Raw genomic sequence first — 16,060 nt, forward strand, 5'->3', positions numbered from 1 at the left:
TAGGGTGCAGTATTGAATATTTGCTTAGTTTAGAAATATAAGGAATACCGTAATGAAACGTACCTACCAACCGTCGGTTATTCGTCGCAAGCGTACGCACGGTTTCTTGGTTCGCATGCGTACCAAGGGTGGTCGTGCCGTGATTGCTGCACGTCGCTCTAAAGGTCGCAGCCGCCTAGGTGTATAAGCCTGACGGCTTGCACAACCGCTTTCCGCGGTGCTACCGACTAACCAAAACGGATGAATTTTCATCCGTTTTTGGTTTGCGGCGTTCACACCACGGTCATTATTTTCAGCTACTCTATAAACAGTCGACGCTTGCAGAGCCAAGACTGGGTGTGGTGGTCAGCAAGAAAATTTCCAAAGCGGCGAACAAAAGAAATTATGCCAAGCGGGTGTGCCGGGAGTTCTTCAGACTGCACCGGTCACATTTCGCAGGTTTTGATGTGATCATACGTGTCAAACGGCAGCTTGAACGTGCCGATGGTACGAAAGCCAGACAAGAACTTATGAACTTGTCGCGAAGGTTAAACCCAGTATGACGCGTTTGCTGTTGCTTTTGATTCGTGCATATCAGTTGCTGGTCAGCTCATGGCGGCCGGCAACTTGTCGTTTCTACCCCAGTTGTTCATCATACGCACAACAGGCGTTGCGCCGGTATGGTGCGTTCAAAGGCAGCTGGCTAGCCATCAAACGTATCCTTCGTTGCCACCCATTTTCTGCCGGGGGGCACGACCCTGTCCCTTGATCTGTCAGCCCACTTATAGGTTCGACCATGGAATTTCGCCGTCTAATCATTTTTATCGCCATTTCGTTTGCTACGCTGTTCCTTTGGCAGCAGTGGCAGGTATCCCGTCATCCGGAACTGCTGACCGAGAAAACCGCGTCTGCGGCTTCTGCAACAGTCGCAGACAAAGCAGCTGCACCGGCCACTACCGCTTCAGCCAGTGTCAATGAAGCTGCTGCGCTGGAATCCGGTAACCGCATCAAGGTCAAGACTGACCTGTTCGCGGCCGAGATTGACACCGTGGGTGGCGATATCCGCCATCTGGAGCTTTTCAAGCATCTGGCAGATGACGGCAGCAAGCGTCCGTTTGTGCTGTTGCAGTCTGACAAAGACCATACCTATGTGGCGCAAACCGGGTTCACCAACCCAGGCTTGCCAACCCACAAAACCCGTTTCAATGCGCCTGCTGCAGACCTGAAACTGGCCGATGGCCAAGAGCAACTGGTGGTGAAACTGGATGCGCCAGCTGTAGATGGCGTGGAAATCAGCAAGCTGCTGACCTTCCATCGCAACAGCTACGTGGTAGACGTGACCTACCAGATCAAGAACGGTTCAGGCAAAGTCTTCACGCCAAATGCCTACTACCGCATTCTGCGCGACGGGTCTGACCCGGCTTCGCAAACCAAGTTCTCCTCGACTTTCCACGGTGCTGCTGTTTACACCGAGCAGAAGAAATACCAGAAGGTAACCTTCGCGGACATCGAGAAGAACAAAGACAACTATGTCACCCGTTGCAGCAACGGCTGGGTCGGCATGGTGCAGCATTACTTCATCAGCGTGTGGTTGCCGCCTGCTGCCAATGGCGCCAATCCGGAAGATTGCGACAAGAATGCCAACCGTACTTTCGAACTGAAGAAGCAGTCTAACGGCCTGTTCTCCATGGGGACGCTGGTCACCTTGCCAGCCGTTGCGCCAGGCGCTAGCTTGTCTTACACCGTACCGCTGTATAGCGGCCCGGAAGATACCTCGGCCATGGAAAAAGTGGCACCGAGCCTGAGCCTGACCAAAGACTATGGTATTTTTACCATCGTCGCTGCGCCACTGTTCTGGCTGCTGGTGAAACTGCATGCGCTGGTCGGTAACTGGGGCTGGGCCATCATCTTGCTGACGGTACTGATCAAGTCGGTGTTCTATTACCCGTCTGCGGCCAGCTACCGGTCCATGGCCAAAATGCGTGAAATTGCCCCGCGTCTGCAGAGCATCAAAGAGAAGTTTGGTGATGACCGTCAGAAGCAGCATCAGGCCATGATGGAACTGTACAAGACCGAGAAGATCAATCCGCTGGGTGGTTGTCTGCCGATGCTGATCCAGATCCCGGTGTTCATGGGCTTGTACTGGTGTTTGCTGGGCGCAGTAGAACTGCGCCAGGCACCATGGATGTTCTGGATTCATGACTTGTCCCATCCGGATCCGTTCTACATTCTGCCGCTGATCATGGCTGTGTCCATGTGGTATCAGACTACCCTGAACCCTGCACCGGCTGACCCGATGCAGGCGAAAATGATGAAGATCATGCCGCTGATGTTCAGTGTGTTCTTCTTCTTCTCGCCAAGCGGTTTGGTTGTGTACTGGCTGGTGAACAACATTCTGTCGATCATTCAACAGAAAGTCATTTACAAGACCATCGGCAAGAAGTAAGCCCGGTAGGTGTTCCCTCAAAACGGCCACGCAAGTGGCCGTTTTGTTATGCATCGTCCGCAGCTTGCCTGACCGGGTGGTGACTAGAACATGCTAAGATGCCTGCATGTAAATTGCAGGATGCAGTCTGCCGACTGTGGTGAAGGCATGCCAGTCGCCGTGTACATGATGGAGTTTGGTAGCAGCCGTTGCCACCTGTCACCGCTGCCATCATGCACTAAAAGCGCATTGTGCACAGCGGGGATGCAGAGCCGGTGATGAGATGAATCCCCATGCAAATTGGCTGGGCATGGGCGAGCCGGATTGATAATTGATGAACGGCCTGTTGCCGAATGCTACGGGTCATGACGAGTAGAGATGGAGTTTGCATGGTGCAGACCGATACAATTGCTGCCATTGCGACAGCCCCGGGGCGTGGCGGGGTTGGTGTTATCCGCATTTCCGGGCACGGATTATTGGCGTTTGCCCAGCACATTTGCGGCAAACAGCCCGCTCCGCGGCTGGCCACGCTGGCCGGTTTCAAGGATGCACAAGGCGAATTGATCGACAGCGGTCTGGTGCTGTACTTCCCCGGGCCGCATTCTTTCACTGGCGAAGATGTCATCGAATTGCAAGGCCATGGTGGTCCGGCAGTGCTACAGCGCTTGCTCAAGCGTTGTGTTGAGCTGGGTGCACGTCTGGCGGAGCCGGGAGAATTTACCAAACGTGCATTCCTGAACGAAAAGCTGGATCTGGCGCAGGCAGAAAGCGTGGCGGACCTGATTGAGGCCAGCTCGGAAGAAGCGGCACGCAGCGCCATGCGCTCGCTGTCCGGGGCATTCTCCAGTCAGGTGAATGGCCTGGTGGAAGGCCTGATCAATCTGCGCATGCTGGTTGAAGCGACGCTGGACTTCCCCGAAGAAGACATCGATTTTCTGGAAGCGGCAGATGCGGCCGGCAAATTGCGAACCCTGCAACAGCAACTGCTGCAACTGCAGCAGGCGGCAGGCCAGGGTAAACTGCTACGCGATGGCATGAATGTGGTGCTGGTCGGCCAGCCCAACGTGGGCAAATCCAGCCTGATGAACCAGCTGGCAGGTGATGAAATTGCCATCGTGACCGACGTGGCTGGTACCACCCGCGATACCCTGCGCGAGCTGATCCACCTGGATGGCATTCCGCTGCACCTGATTGATACCGCCGGCTTGCGTGATACCGTCGATACGGTGGAGAAAATCGGCATTGAACGTACCTGGGCGGCGGTTAATAAGGCAGATCTGATCCTGCTGCTGGTCGATGCCAGAACCGGTATGACGGCCGACGACGACGCCATTCTGCACCGTCTGCCTGCAGTCCCCAAGCTGACGGTTCACAACAAGATCGACCTGTGCGGTGAATCGGCAGGTGAAACCCGGATTGGGGATGACTGGCATGTGAAGCTGTCTGCCAAGCAAGGGGAAGGCATTAACTTGCTGAAGCAGCGCTTGCTGCACATGGCTGGCTGGCAGGCAAACGAAGGCGTCTTCATGGCACGGGAGCGGCATCTGCTGGCCATCAAGGAAGCAGCCTTGCATTTGCAGCTGGCTAGCCAGGCCGGACATCAGATCGAGTTTTTGGCCGAAGAGCTGCGACTGGCACAACAGCATTTATCCAGCATCACCGGCGAGTTCACCGCGGATGATCTGCTGGGTGAAATCTTCAGCCGTTTCTGTATTGGAAAATAAGCCCTTCTTTGCGCACAGGTGGTGAGCCATTGGTTTCTGCCTGTGCGTCATTGGCGCGATGGGCATGCACGCTAACTAAATATCGCCGCCCGCCCACTGGGTGCCGATGAATTTGCTCCACATATTACGGGGGTATTCACTGCTTCTCCACCCTCTCAGGTAGCCACCCTGCCTGATGATGTTCCCGTTAATGTGACCTCAATCGCCTTTGCGGTCGCCTGAAGTCAATTTTCTTCGGTCATCCCTCTTCTTTACGCAATGAAGTTTTTCCAGATTTTTAGGTGTTCACACTGTCAGCGTTTGTAACGGCTGCTGGCGGATCATGCTGAATGTTTTCAGAATGACAAATTAAGGGATGTACTGGTTGCGCCGGTGACGTCATGGCATGCCTAGCAAAGTAAGTGACTGTGCAATGGTTCGTTTGCGCTACCTGCTGTGCATGTGATGGATAGTATTCTTTTGGATGCTGATTTCACGACATGTCCGTGAATGCACTTAAAAGCGCACACAAGGCATTTTTGACTTTTTTGGTATCTCGGTCTTGGTGTTGCAGAAAAAATGCAATATAGCGTGTTTTGACGGGTCGATTTTTGGCGGATGGTCAGAAAAATTGGTGATGTTTCACGTGAAACGTATTCGCCGTTGAGGTGAGTATGGAGGACTTGCAGGGAGAGGAGATCTTGCTTGAAGTTGGGCCACCGGGGATAACCGGTGGCCCAGGGCCGCAACTGGCTTATGGCCAGCCGACGGTTCGCGAAAAAGGATTAGATCTCTGCCGTTTGTGCATTGATCTTGCTGGACTGGCTCAGGCGGGACAACGCAGCCAAATACGCCTTGGCACTGGCAACCACAATATCGGTATCTGCGCCCTGCCCGTTGACCACGCGGCCTTCCTTGTTCAGGCGTACGGTCACTTCCCCTTGGCTGTCTGTGCCGCTGGTAATGGCGTTGACCGAGTACAGTTGCAGTTCACTGCCAGACTGAACGATGGCTTCGATGGCCTTGAAGGAGGCATCGACAGGGCCGGAGCCATGGCTCTCGGAGCGCTGCTCGCCTGCCGGGCTGCTGATGACCACGCTGGCATGCGGGATTTCGCCGGTTTCGGAATGCACGCTCAAGGACACCAGTTTGTAGGTGTCGGGTTCCTGATGGTGCGCTTCGTTAGACATCAGGGCGTGCAAGTCTTCGTCGAAGATTTCCCGTTTTTTGTCGGCCAGCTCTTTGAAGCGGGCAAAGGCAGTATTCAGGGCTTCTTCACTCTCCAGCACAATGCCGAGGTCGTGCAGTTTGGTCTTAAAGGCATTGCGACCGGACAATTTGCCCAGGGTCAAGCGGTTGGCAGACCAGCCGACGGACTCGGCAGACATGATTTCATAGGTCTCGCGGTGCTTCAGTACGCCATCCTGGTGGATGCCGGATTCGTGCGCAAAGGCATTGGCACCGACAATGGCTTTGTTCGGCTGTACCGGGTAACCGGTAATGGTAGACACCAGCTTGGAGGTTGGCACAATCTGGGTAGCATCCACCTGGGTCTCTACCGCAAAAATGTCGTGACGGGTGCGGACGGCCATGACGATTTCTTCCAGACTGGCGTTACCGGCACGTTCTCCCAGACCGTTGATGGTACATTCCACCTGACGGGCACCACCCAGCACGGCAGACAGGGAGTTGGCCACGGCCATGCCCAGATCGTTATGGCAGTGGGCAGACCAGATCACCTTGTCGCCGCCTTTGGTTTTGGCGATCAGCTCACGGAAAAACGCCTCGGTTTTCTGCGGCACGGCGTAGCCGACAGTGTCCGGTACGTTCAGGGTGGTGGCGCCAGCTTCGATCACGGCACCAAACACGTGGGCCAGAAAATCAATGTCAGAACGCAAGGCATCTTCCGCCGAGAATTCGACATCATCGGTATATTCGCGGGCAATCTTCACGGCCTTGACGGCGGCTTCCACGACCTGTTCCGGCGTCATGCGCAGCTTTTTCTCCATATGGATCGGGCTGGTCGCAATGAAGGTATGGATACGGCCTCTGGCGGCTGGCTTGATGGCCTCGCCGGCGGTGCGTACATCGCGCTCATTGGCACGGGCCAGCGAGCAGACTGTCGAGTTTTTCACGGTTTCGGCAATCGCCTTGATGGACTCAAAGTCACCCGGGCTGGCTGCGGCAAAACCGGCTTCAATAATGTCGACGCCCAGTTTTTCCAGCTGACGCGCAATGCGGATCTTCTCTTCTTTGGTCATGGAAGCGCCTGGGCTTTGTTCGCCGTCACGCAAGGTGGTATCGAAGATATACAAACGGTTGCTCATGGTCTGGACTTTCTGTTGGGTGTCGCTGGTCTCTGATGTCGCACTAATGAAATAGTGATGAATATTAAAGGCTCTGCCCATGCTGGTCGCCAGCATGCCAAGTTTGTTGACATGCGCCAAAGGTATGCTGCCACGTTCACGCCATTTGTAGATGGCGGAACGCGTGACGGGATCATCCGGGAAGGCTTTGATAAAGGCTTCCGCGAGGGCACTAGGGCCGCCGAAGTCACGGATTAGACGTTCGATGTCCAATTGCATGGAGGTTCCTTGTTGAATCGTTAGACAGATAGTAGGGGAAATTAGACATCACGTCAAATAATTTTAGCGATGAACTCACAAAAACAACCAACGTATGGCGACATACATTCCCCTAAATGTCTAATTTAGATGGTTTCGATCATTTTTGGCAGTACCAGACCGGCAAATGCCTTCAGGACAGCCTGCCATGAGGCGGTTACGATATCGCGATGTCGTCCCACGCCAAAGCTGGGTCGCTGGCAATTGCCGCTGACGGTGATATACGCCACGGCTTCTGCATCTTCGCCGGTGGTCAGCGCATGCTCATGATAATTGCGGATATGTACCTGCGTGCCAAAGTGGCGATTGAGCGCATCCATGAGTGCATGCAACGGACCATCGCCCTGCCCGGTCAGCTGCTGCGGCTGCCCGGCAATCTGCAGGCAAATGCGTAACTCGCCAGATTCAAACCAGCTTGGCGCCCCTTCAGCCAGCGTCATATCCGGGTGTGCTGACAGATAACTCGACTCGAACAGTCGGAGGATCTCGTCCGCCGTTTGGGCTTGGCCGGTGTCATCGGTCACGGTTTGTACCTTGCCGGCAAAATCCATTTGTAGATCACGTGGTAACTGATAGCCGTATTGCTGTTCCAGTACCCAGGCGATGCCCCCTTTGCCGGACTGGCTGTTGACGACAATCACGGCCTCGTAGGAGCGACCCACGTCTTTTGGATCCAGCGGCAAATAGGGCACCTGCCAGAACGTATCGGCAGTCTGTGCGGCAAAGCCCTTTTTGATGGCGTCCTGATGCGAACCGGAAAACGCGGTATAGACCAGTTCACCCGCGTAGGGATGGCGGGGATGCACCGGCAGCCGGGTAAAGCGTTCGACCGCATCGCGCACGCGGTCGATGTCTGAAAAATCCAGTCCCGGTGCAATGCCCTGGGTGTACAGGTTGAGCGCCAGGGTGACCAGATCCACATTGCCGGTACGTTCGCCGTTGCCAAACAGACAGCCTTCGACCCGCTCAGCCCCGGCCAGCAAGGCGAGTTCAGCTGCGGCGACACCGGTACCACGATCGTTGTGCGGGTGCACAGAGAGGATGATGGACTCGCGCTCTCTCAAGTGGCGGTGCATCCATTCAATCTGGTCGGCATAGCGGTTGGGCGTGCTGAGCTCAACCGTGGCCGGCAGGTTGAGAATCATCTGCTGGCCGGGTGTCGGTTGCCAGGCTTCCATCACGGCGTGGCAGATATCCAGCGAGAAATCCAGCTCGGTCGCAGAGAATGTCTCCGGCGAATACTGGAAGACCCATTCGGTTTCGGGTTGTTGCTGCGCGCAGGCCCGGCACAGACGGGTTGCTTCGACCGCCATGCGGATCATTTCCGCGCGGGATTTCTGATACACCAATGCCCGCCAGACTGGGGCTGTCGGGTTATACAGATGGATAATCGCCCGCCTGGCACCCTGCAGTGCTTCAAAGGTACGGCGAATCAGGTGCTCGCGCGCCTGGGTGATGACTTCAATGGTGACGTCTTCCGGGATGGCCTGGCCGGTGATCAGCTGGCGTACAAAGTCAAAATCGGTTTGTGAGGCGCTGGGGAAGGCGACTTCGATCTGCTTGAACCCGGTTTTAACCAATAGCTCGAAAAAGGCCCGTTTGGTGGGGATATCCATCGGGTTGGCCAATGCCTGGTTGCCATCCCGCAGATCGGTGCTGCACCAGAGGGGTGAGTGGGTGATGGTCCTGCCCGGCCATTGCCGGTCGGACATGGGAATGGGCTGGGCAGGCTGATATTTGAATGCTGGATCGTGCATCACAACTCCTTTTTGGACTTTTGGTCCATTGTTTTGGTGGGTGTGTGCAAATCCTAATCAATATTAGACATTAATTCAAATGTAATTTAATAAATTATATGAATAAGTGTCTATTTTATGTATATATATGCAGTTATTGTCTAATATTGGACATCGCAAAGTCCGCTGCAGTCAAAGTCCTTCCAGTTTCTGGCATCGTCAATAAGCAGTTTGCTCAGCATACGGGCTGCGGGGCCAGTGGCCTGCTTGGCAGAGGCAATCAGGTACAGCGAAATGGTGCGTTCACGACCATGCCGTAGCGGCAGCGGCTTGAGCCTACCCTGCAAAAAGTCTTCAACGATCAGATGTTTGGGCAGCCAGGCAAACGCCAGCCCAGCCTTTACCATGTCGATGGAGGTTTGCGGGTAACTGACCGTCCAGCGCTGCTTGGCTCCCAGCCAGCCAGAGTCGCGGGGATTTTGCGTACCAGAATCCCGCACCACGGACTGGGTATGTTCCAGCAGGTCATCGCTGGTGAGGGCTCGTCCCAGATGATGCAAGGGGTGTGCTGGCGCTGCGGAGGCTACCAAAGTGGCATCCAGCAGTTTTTCTCCCAGATAGCCGGTGGGGATATTGGTAGCAATCACGATATCGGCCTGACCGGTGGTAATGGCTTCATCCGCCCCGGACATCACCACTTCATGCACTTGCAACAAAGTGTTCGGACATTCGCGGGCAAAATTGGACAACGCAGAAAACAGAATCGTGCTCGGGAACAACGCCTCCACCGCTATATGCAATTCGGCCTCCCAACCCTGTGCCAGCAAGGCAGCATGTTGTTCCAGCCTGGCCAGCCCGTCCACCAGCGGCTTGGCATGCCGTAGCAAGGTGGCCCCGGTTTCCGTGAGCATCATCCGCCGCCCTTCCTGTGCCAGCAAAGGGACACCGATCTGCTCCTGCAGCTTGGCGATGGTGTAACTGATGGCGGACTGACTGCGGTGCAAATGTTCAGCCGCCTGGGCAAAGCCACCGGTTTCTACCACGGCTTGCAAGACACGCCATTGCTCTGCACTGGTTTTGGGAAGTCTTAACGGCATGATTGATCAACTTTTTGGATTAAATTGACCAGTATTTTACGCTTTTTTATCACTTCAATGGATGGAATAATGCATCCATACCGTTAGTGCACTAAATAAAAGTCTGCTAACGATTCACAGCGGTACTAACTGCTGCGCTATTTCAACTCATACGAAAGACCGAACCATGAAAACTTTGATTGCTTCCCTCGTTGCCCTGATGACGCTGGCTGCTGCCGGTACGGCTTCTGCCGAAAATCACAACCACGATGATTATGTGCGTGACCACATCCAGGCATTTGGCCGCTAAGACTGCAAACATCATTTAAACGTATTGATAAAGGACTGACCATGAAAACCCTGATCGCTTCATTTGTTGCCCTGATGACCCTGGCCGCAGCCGGGACGGCTTCTGCAGAAAACCACAACCACGATGACTACGTTCGTGACCATATCCAGGCGTTTGGTCGCTGATCATCGTATTGCCTGATACGTCACCAGACGGATCGGGTTGGACACAAGCCACACCACCATGTTCCCTGCTCTCCTCAGGGGTCATGGTGGTGTGGCTTTTTGTATGACCCAAGATGGGTAGCTGGGAGGCATGCGTTAGTTGTAGTAAAGCCCTACGTGCTTCTGATGCAGGCGGATACTTTCAATCGTTCAAAGAATGCACAGAGGTTTTGGTGCCGGAAACGATAGCCGTGACATGATGAAGAAATGTCAAATGCACTTGCCAAGGTAGTACATTCACCCTAGTCTTGAAAGGGCTGGCAAACTGAGCCAGAGAAAGAGAAAATCATGACAACCAAACTTTTTTTAGTACTATCTGTCATTGCTCTCGGGTATTCATTTACCTCTGGTGCTGACACATTACCCCTACCGCTTCCAGAAACCATCGCAGGTTGTGCTTGCGCACCAGCTCCGCATCAGCGGGAATCTCATAACCACGACGATTACGTGGCAGACCGCAAACTTGCATTTGGTGTTGAACCACCGATTGCTAATACGGACAGTAAGTCCGGTGACGGCAAATAATGTAGTGAAATGACTAAGCTGGCTGATGAGGACTTATCAGCCAGCCAAACGTTATGCTTCAAAAATTCGCAGCAAACCTTCCAGCTGGTCCAGGCTGTCGTAATCGATCACGATCTTGCCTTTTCCCTTATTGTTTCCCTTGATTTCTACCTTGGCGCCCAGTCGGTCAGACAGGCTCTCTGACAGGCGTGCCACATCCGGATTGACCGGCTTGGGCGTGGCGAGTGGTTTGGGATTGAGCCAGGCTTTGACCAGTGCCTCGGTTTGCCGGACAGACAGCTGTTTGCTTTGCACGGCTTGCGCTGCGGTTACCTGCTGTAGCGCCGGTAGCGACAGCAGTGCCCTGGCGTGGCCCATGTCCAGTTCCCGGTTGTTGAGCATCTGCTGAACCGGCTTGGGCAATTGGAGCAAACGCAGCAAGTTGCTGACGGCACTGCGAGAACGGCCGACGGCCCCTGCGGCCGAGTCATGGGTCATGCCGAATTCGTCGATCAGGCGCTGCAACCCTTGTGCTTCTTCCAGTGCGTTCAGTTCCTGGCGCTGGATGTTTTCGATCAGGGCAATGGCCAGGGCGGCTTCGTCTGCCACTTCACGGATCAGTACCGGGACTTCGGTCAGGCCGGCCAGCTGGGCGGCACGCCAGCGACGTTCGCCGGCGATGATTTCGTAACGCTCGCCATTGTCTTCCAGCGGACGCACCAGAATCGGCTGGATCAGGCCCTGAGCCTTGATCGAATCCGCCAGTTCCGCCAGGGCTTCGCTGTCCATGTGACTGCGAGGCTGGTATTTGCCGGGTTGCAAAAAGCTGACCGGCACCATGGATAAGGTGTCTTGAGGGCTGCCCAGGCTATCTGCCAGCAAGGCGTCCAGGCCGCGGCCCAATCCTTTGAGTTTTGCCATCGGGATTCCGTAAGATAAGGTTAAGCGGGTACTGCGCTGTCATCGACCACCGGCAACTTGCAGCGTTCGATCAGTTCATCGGTAAAGGCCGCATAGGCCTGGGCGCCGCGGGAGGTCTTGTCGTACAGCAAGCCGGGGATGCCATGGCTGGGCGCTTCTGCCAGACGCACATTGCGCGGAATGACCGTATCAAACACTTTGTTGCCAAAGTGCTTTTGCAGCTGCTCGGCCACTTGCTGGCTAAGCGTGCTGCGGTTATCCACCATGGTGCGCAGCAGGCCCAGGATATCGATGCGGTTATTCAGGTGCTTTTTCACCATGCGGATGGTATTGACCAGATCAGACAACCCTTCCAGTGCGTAGTATTCGCACTGCATCGGGATGAGGACCGCGTCGGCAGCCACCAGCCCGTTGAGCGTCAGCAAATTGAGGGCGGGCGGGCAATCCAGCAGGATGACGTCGTAGTCGTCGTCTACGTCTGCCAGCGCGCCTTTCAGCCGCTGTTCACGGGCCAGCAAGGTCACCATCTCGACTTCGGCGCCTGCCAGATCCCGGTTGGCGGGCAGGATATCAAACCCGGCATCGGCCGTTTGTCTAACGTCGGTCAGGGTCGCGGTTTCTAATAACAGGTGGTACACGGTCTTGGGCAGATGCTGCTTGTCCAGCCCGCAGCCCATGGTGGCGTTGGCTTGCGGGTCCAGATCGACCAGCAGTACGCGTAAGCCGCGCATGGCCAGTCCGGCGGCCAGATTGACGGCCGTGGTGGTTTTTCCGACCCCACCCTTCTGGTTGGTAATTGCAAGCGTCAACGCCATGGCGTGTTCCTTAGCGGGTTAGGCAGCGGTTTTACTGATCTTGACCAGATGACGCTCGGCGTTCAGTTCCGGTACGTTCAGCGGGATGACTTCTTCCACCTTGAAACCGGCGGGCAGGTGGGCAATCTCTTCGAACGGGTATACGCCTTTCATGGCCTGGAAGTAACCGCCTTCTGCCACCATGTTCTTGGCCAGTTTAACGAAGTCCGCCAGCTCGGAGAACGCGCGTGAAATCACGGTATCAAACGGCGGGACATCCTGTAGCGCTTCAATGCGGCCGGTATGCACGGTGACATTGGCCAGTTGCAGCTCGATGGCCACCTGCTGCAGGAATGCGGTTTTCTTGTGGTTGCTGTCGATCAGGTGTACTTCCCAGTCCGGACGGGCAATGGCCAGCAGCAGGCCCGGAATGCCGCCACCGCTGCCAACGTCCAGCAGGCGTTTGGTCTCGGTCAGGTGCGGCAACACGCTCAGCGCATCCAGCAGGTGATGGGTCACCATTTGTTCCGGGTCGCGTACCGCGGTCAGGTTATGGACTTTGTTCCATTTGACCAGCAGTTGCAGGTATTCCAGCAGCAGCAGCTGGCGGGTTTTGTCCAGAGACAGGCCGAGTGCGTCGATGCCACGGGCCAGTTGGTTTTTCAGTTCTTCCTGATTCATGCGTTTTCAAGTTTCCCGGGCGCAGCCCGTATCAATGTAGGGGGGATACCCTGTTCATGATGTCCGGATCAACCCTTACCCGCAAGGGTACCGGTTGGTCTCGGGCATCGGCTAGCTCGCTTTGCGGCTTTGGTTTTGTTTTTTCAGGTGAACCAGCAGGATCGAAATCGCGGCAGGGGTAATGCCGGAAATCCGCGATGCCTGCCCCAGGGTTTGGGGTTTGTGCTGGTTCAGCTTCTGTTGTACTTCTTTGGATAATCCTCGCACCTCGACGTAGTCCAGATCGGTGGGCAGGGCCACGGCTTCCAGGCCTTCGACACGCGCCACATCGGCTTGCTGCCGTTCGATATAGCCCTGGTACTTGATCTGGATCTCGATCTGCTCTTTCACGACCGGGTCGGTCACCGCGCTGTCAGCCAGCGAGGGCAAGCCGTCCACCTGCAAGCTGTGCAAGGTGTCGTAACTGACATTCGGACGGCGCAGCAGGTCCGCCAGCGTGTATTCGCGTTCGATCCCCATGCCAAGCACCGGTGTGGCGGCCTCGACCGACAGGACGCGCGGGTTAACCCAGGTGCTCTTCAGGCGTTCGATATCGGCAGCCACGGCATCCCGCTTGCGGCTAAAGGCTTCCCAGCGGGCATCGTCGACCAGCCCGAGCTTGCGACCGGCTTCCGTCAGACGCATGTCGGCGTTGTCTTCGCGCAATTGCAGGCGGAATTCGGCACGGCTGGTAAACATGCGGTAGGGTTCTGTCACGCCGCGGGTGATCAGGTCGTCCACCAGTACGCCCAGGTACGCTTCGTCACGCCGCGGGCACCAGCCGTCTTGCTGTTGCGACATCAAGGCCGCATTGATGCCGGCCAGCAGCCCTTGCGCGGCGGCTTCTTCGTAACCGGTGGTGCCGTTGATCTGGCCAGCAAAGAACAGGCCGTTAATCGCTTTGGTTTCCAGTGTGTCTTTCAGGCCGCGCGGGTCGAAATAATCGTATTCAATGGCATAGCCGGGACGCAGGATATGCGCTTTTTCCAGTCCGGGCAGGCTGTGGATGATGGCCAGCTGCACATCAAACGGCAGGCTGGTCGATACCCCGTTAGGGTAGATTTCGTGTGTGGTCAGGCCTTCCGGCTCCAGAAACACCTGATGGCTGTCCTTGTCGGCAAAGCGGGTAATCTTGTCTTCGATGGATGGACAATAGCGCGGCCCGATGCCCTCGATCACGCCGGCATACATCGGGCTGCGATCCAGGTTGGCACGGATGATGTCGTGCGTCTTGGTGTTGGTGTGGGTAATCCAGCAAGGCAGCTGCTTTGGGTGCATGCCCTGATGGCCCATGTAGGAAAACACGGGTTCCGGGGTATCGCCGGGCTGCTCTTGCAGGCGGCTGAAGTCAATGGTCTTGCCGTCAATCCGCGGCGGGGTGCCGGTTTTCAGTCGCCCTACCGGCAGCTCCAGCTCGCGCAGCTTGTGCGAAAGCGTAATGGACGCTGGGTCCCCCGCCCGGCCGGCCACATAATTGGACATGCCCACATGCACCAGACCGTTCAGGAACGTGCCTGCGGTCAGGACTACCGTATCGGCCATAAAGCGGATACCGACCTGGGTGATGACCCCGGTGACTTGATCCCCTTGCATGCTGATATCGTCGACGGCTTGCTGGAACAATGTCAGGTTGGGCTGGTTTTCCAGCATGCGGCGGATGGCCGCTTTGTAGAGAATCCGGTCAGCCTGCGCGCGCGTGGCGCGAACGGCAGGTCCTTTGGACGAATTCAGGGTACGGAACTGGATGCCGCCTTCGTCGGTGGCCAGCGCCATGGCACCGCCCAGTGCGTCGACTTCCTTGACCAGATGGCCCTTGCCAATACCGCCAATCGACGGGTTGCAGGACATCTGCCCCAGGGTCTCGATGTTATGCGTCAGCAGCAAGGTCTGGCGACCCATGCGGGCTGCCGCAAGCGCCGCCTCGGTGCCAGCATGGCCACCACCGACGACAATCACATCAAAGCGCTTTGGATACAGCATCTGAACCATCCGGAAAATTCATTCGAACGTTGTATTTTACGGCATTTCACCCGGATGGAACAGAATAAACGCTGTGAAATTTATGTGATATGGCCTGGTTTCACGTGAAACGCAGATTTGATTTGTTCCATAAAATCAAATAGATGCAAAACGGCGTCATCAAGAATCGATATGGTGGGCAATCCGGACCTAATGCAGCATGTCGAACAGCAGTTTGCCAATCAGTACCAGCACCAGGATCAGGAACAGCTTACGGATCAGTCGGCTGCCATACCGGATGGCCAGATGGCTGCCAACAAAGGCGCCGCACAGATTGCAGACGGCCATCGGGATGGCAATGGCCCACAGGATATGGCCGGTGAAACCAAACAGGAGGACCGCTGCAACATTGGAGGCCAGATTCACCATCTTGGCATTGGCGGAGGCATGCAGAAAGTCAAAGCCGAAAAAGCGCACAAAGGCAAACATCAGGAAGGTGCCAGTGCCCGGCCCGAAAAAGCCATCGTAGCCGCCGATGACGGCCCCCGTGATGGCGGCCCGGATGATGGCTTGCCGGGTTTCCAGGTGCGGGGCATGGTGTGTCCCTAATTGGGGTTGCAGCAGCGTTTGTACCACCACGACCAGTAACAGGGTGACTACCAGCGGACGCATGTAGTGGGCCGGCAGGTACTGGGCGAGTGCCGCGCCGCCCATGGCAAACACAAACGCCGCCAGCATGGCGGTAAGGGTAATGGCCCACGGCATGGTGACCTTGCGGGCGTAGCGTGCAGAGGCCATGCTGACCCCCACCGCCGATGCCAGCTTGTTGGTGCCAAGCAGGCTGGCAGGTGCCGCCGCCGGAAACAGGCCAAACAGGGCCGGGATCTGGATCAAGCCGCCACCCCCTACTGCTGCATCCATCAATCCCGCCAGAAAGGCGGCGACCCCTGCAAACATCCAGTCCATGATCTAAAACCCAGCTTTTTTTCAAGGGCTTGATTCTAACCGCCCGCTTTGCCTTTGTCTTATGAAATAAACTTTTCATTTAAGGGCAACATAGTAGAATGGGAGTGAACGCATCTGTTGGGCATTACAAGCAAAACACG

Annotated in this window: 16 protein-coding genes; 8 read left to right on the forward strand and 8 right to left on the reverse strand. The window is 55.9% G+C overall.

The features are described 5' to 3' along the window. Nucleotides 1-52 precede the first annotated feature (52 nt). The 5 genes from rpmH (at nucleotide 53) to mnmE (ending at nucleotide 4,128) form a co-directional block, all read left to right on the forward strand. The gene (rpmH, locus tag F552_RS0117855) at nucleotides 53-187 is read left to right on the forward strand and encodes a 50S ribosomal protein L34 (RefSeq protein WP_018153145.1); all 135 of its coding nucleotides are present in this window, start codon (nucleotides 53-55) and stop codon (nucleotides 185-187) included. Then, a complete protein-coding gene (gene rnpA, locus F552_RS21130) occupies nucleotides 180-542 on the forward strand; it encodes a ribonuclease P protein component (protein WP_018153146.1) in 363 nt (120 codons plus the stop codon). Before rpmH ends, rnpA begins: the two co-directional genes overlap by 8 nt. Further along, nucleotides 539-748 (forward strand): membrane protein insertion efficiency factor YidD, encoded by a 210-nt coding sequence (gene yidD / locus F552_RS20425; protein WP_083917547.1) that lies wholly within the window; start codon nucleotides 539-541, stop codon nucleotides 746-748. Before rnpA ends, yidD begins: the two co-directional genes overlap by 4 nt. Before the next feature lie 27 nt (nucleotides 749-775). After that, nucleotides 776-2,425, forward strand: coding sequence for a membrane protein insertase YidC (gene yidC, locus F552_RS0117860; protein ID WP_018153147.1), 1,650 nt, complete (start codon nucleotides 776-778; stop codon nucleotides 2,423-2,425). Between the two features lie 368 nt (nucleotides 2,426-2,793). Continuing rightward, on the forward strand, nucleotides 2,794-4,128 hold the full coding sequence (gene mnmE / locus F552_RS0117865; protein WP_018153148.1) for a tRNA uridine-5-carboxymethylaminomethyl(34) synthesis GTPase MnmE: 1,335 nt from the start codon (nucleotides 2,794-2,796) through the stop codon (nucleotides 4,126-4,128). 764 nt (nucleotides 4,129-4,892) lie between these two features. On the opposite strand, the gene F552_RS0117870 is transcribed toward mnmE, so the two are convergent. The 3 genes from F552_RS0117870 to F552_RS0117880 all read right to left on the reverse strand — a co-directional run bounded on the left by F552_RS0117870 (nucleotide 4,893) and on the right by F552_RS0117880 (nucleotide 9,564). After that, nucleotides 4,893-6,692, reverse strand: a complete 1,800-nt coding sequence (locus F552_RS0117870; protein ID WP_018153149.1) for a 2-isopropylmalate synthase — start codon at nucleotides 6,690-6,692, stop codon at nucleotides 4,893-4,895. A 125-nt stretch (nucleotides 6,693-6,817) separates the two neighbouring features. Beyond that, on the reverse strand, nucleotides 6,818-8,488 hold the full coding sequence (gene leuA, locus F552_RS0117875) for a 2-isopropylmalate synthase (RefSeq protein WP_018153150.1): 1,671 nt from the start codon (nucleotides 8,486-8,488) through the stop codon (nucleotides 6,818-6,820). Between the two features lie 140 nt (nucleotides 8,489-8,628). Further along, complete coding sequence (locus F552_RS0117880) at nucleotides 8,629-9,564, reverse strand: LysR family transcriptional regulator (protein WP_018153151.1); 936 nt, start codon at nucleotides 9,562-9,564, stop codon at nucleotides 8,629-8,631. Nucleotides 9,565-9,730: 166 nt separating this feature from the next. Between F552_RS0117880 and F552_RS21020 the strand changes: the two genes are divergently transcribed. From F552_RS21020 to F552_RS20610, 3 genes are all read left to right on the forward strand, one after another. Continuing rightward, the gene (locus tag F552_RS21020; protein ID WP_018153152.1) at nucleotides 9,731-9,853 is read left to right on the forward strand and encodes a hypothetical protein; all 123 of its coding nucleotides are present in this window, start codon (nucleotides 9,731-9,733) and stop codon (nucleotides 9,851-9,853) included. A gap of 41 nt (nucleotides 9,854-9,894) precedes the next feature. Continuing rightward, nucleotides 9,895-10,017, forward strand: a complete 123-nt coding sequence (locus F552_RS21025) for a hypothetical protein (protein WP_018153153.1) — start codon at nucleotides 9,895-9,897, stop codon at nucleotides 10,015-10,017. A gap of 327 nt (nucleotides 10,018-10,344) precedes the next feature. Next, on the forward strand, nucleotides 10,345-10,581 hold the full coding sequence (locus F552_RS20610) for a hypothetical protein (RefSeq protein ID WP_156802363.1): 237 nt from the start codon (nucleotides 10,345-10,347) through the stop codon (nucleotides 10,579-10,581). Between the two features lie 51 nt (nucleotides 10,582-10,632). Here F552_RS20610 and F552_RS0117895 read toward each other — a convergent pair whose 3' ends face one another. The 5 genes from F552_RS0117895 to F552_RS0117915 all read right to left on the reverse strand — a co-directional run bounded on the left by F552_RS0117895 (nucleotide 10,633) and on the right by F552_RS0117915 (nucleotide 15,920). Beyond that, nucleotides 10,633-11,481, reverse strand: a complete 849-nt coding sequence (locus F552_RS0117895) for a ParB/RepB/Spo0J family partition protein (protein WP_018153154.1) — start codon at nucleotides 11,479-11,481, stop codon at nucleotides 10,633-10,635. 20 nt (nucleotides 11,482-11,501) lie between these two features. Further along, nucleotides 11,502-12,296 (reverse strand): ParA family protein, encoded by a 795-nt coding sequence (locus tag F552_RS0117900; RefSeq protein WP_018153155.1) that lies wholly within the window; start codon nucleotides 12,294-12,296, stop codon nucleotides 11,502-11,504. Nucleotides 12,297-12,314: 18 nt separating this feature from the next. Further along, the gene (rsmG, locus tag F552_RS0117905; RefSeq protein WP_018153156.1) at nucleotides 12,315-12,956 is read right to left on the reverse strand and encodes a 16S rRNA (guanine(527)-N(7))-methyltransferase RsmG; all 642 of its coding nucleotides are present in this window, start codon (nucleotides 12,954-12,956) and stop codon (nucleotides 12,315-12,317) included. Nucleotides 12,957-13,067: 111 nt separating this feature from the next. Continuing rightward, nucleotides 13,068-14,984, reverse strand: coding sequence for a tRNA uridine-5-carboxymethylaminomethyl(34) synthesis enzyme MnmG (gene mnmG, locus F552_RS0117910; RefSeq protein ID WP_018153157.1), 1,917 nt, complete (start codon nucleotides 14,982-14,984; stop codon nucleotides 13,068-13,070). A 180-nt stretch (nucleotides 14,985-15,164) separates the two neighbouring features. Continuing rightward, a complete protein-coding gene (locus F552_RS0117915; protein WP_018153158.1) occupies nucleotides 15,165-15,920 on the reverse strand; it encodes a TSUP family transporter in 756 nt (251 codons plus the stop codon). Between the last annotated feature and the right edge of the window lie 140 nt (nucleotides 15,921-16,060).

Origin of the sequence: Leeia oryzae DSM 17879, assembly GCF_000376945.1 — a bacterium.
GTDB classification, from domain to species: Bacteria; Pseudomonadota; Gammaproteobacteria; order Burkholderiales; family Leeiaceae; genus Leeia; species Leeia oryzae.

Coding starts and splice junctions, on each gene's coding strand:
- yidD (WP_083917547.1), top strand. CDS start 539: ATGACGCGTTTGCTGTTGCTTTTGATTCGTGCATATCAGTTGCTGGTC.
- F552_RS21020 (WP_018153152.1), top strand. CDS start 9,731: ATGAAAACTTTGATTGCTTCCCTCGTTGCCCTGATGACGCTGGCTGCT.
- mnmE (WP_018153148.1), top strand. CDS start 2,794: ATGGTGCAGACCGATACAATTGCTGCCATTGCGACAGCCCCGGGGCGT.
- F552_RS0117915 (WP_018153158.1), bottom strand. CDS start 15,920: ATGGACTGGATGTTTGCAGGGGTCGCCGCCTTTCTGGCGGGATTGATG.
- yidC (WP_018153147.1), top strand. CDS start 776: ATGGAATTTCGCCGTCTAATCATTTTTATCGCCATTTCGTTTGCTACG.
- F552_RS0117870 (WP_018153149.1), bottom strand. CDS start 6,692: ATGCAATTGGACATCGAACGTCTAATCCGTGACTTCGGCGGCCCTAGT.
- rpmH (WP_018153145.1), top strand. CDS start 53: ATGAAACGTACCTACCAACCGTCGGTTATTCGTCGCAAGCGTACGCAC.
- F552_RS0117900 (WP_018153155.1), bottom strand. CDS start 12,296: ATGGCGTTGACGCTTGCAATTACCAACCAGAAGGGTGGGGTCGGAAAA.
- F552_RS0117880 (WP_018153151.1), bottom strand. CDS start 9,564: ATGCCGTTAAGACTTCCCAAAACCAGTGCAGAGCAATGGCGTGTCTTG.
- F552_RS0117895 (WP_018153154.1), bottom strand. CDS start 11,481: ATGGCAAAACTCAAAGGATTGGGCCGCGGCCTGGACGCCTTGCTGGCA.
- mnmG (WP_018153157.1), bottom strand. CDS start 14,984: ATGGTTCAGATGCTGTATCCAAAGCGCTTTGATGTGATTGTCGTCGGT.
- leuA (WP_018153150.1), bottom strand. CDS start 8,488: ATGCACGATCCAGCATTCAAATATCAGCCTGCCCAGCCCATTCCCATG.
- F552_RS20610 (WP_156802363.1), top strand. CDS start 10,345: ATGACAACCAAACTTTTTTTAGTACTATCTGTCATTGCTCTCGGGTAT.
- rsmG (WP_018153156.1), bottom strand. CDS start 12,956: ATGAATCAGGAAGAACTGAAAAACCAACTGGCCCGTGGCATCGACGCA.
- F552_RS21025 (WP_018153153.1), top strand. CDS start 9,895: ATGAAAACCCTGATCGCTTCATTTGTTGCCCTGATGACCCTGGCCGCA.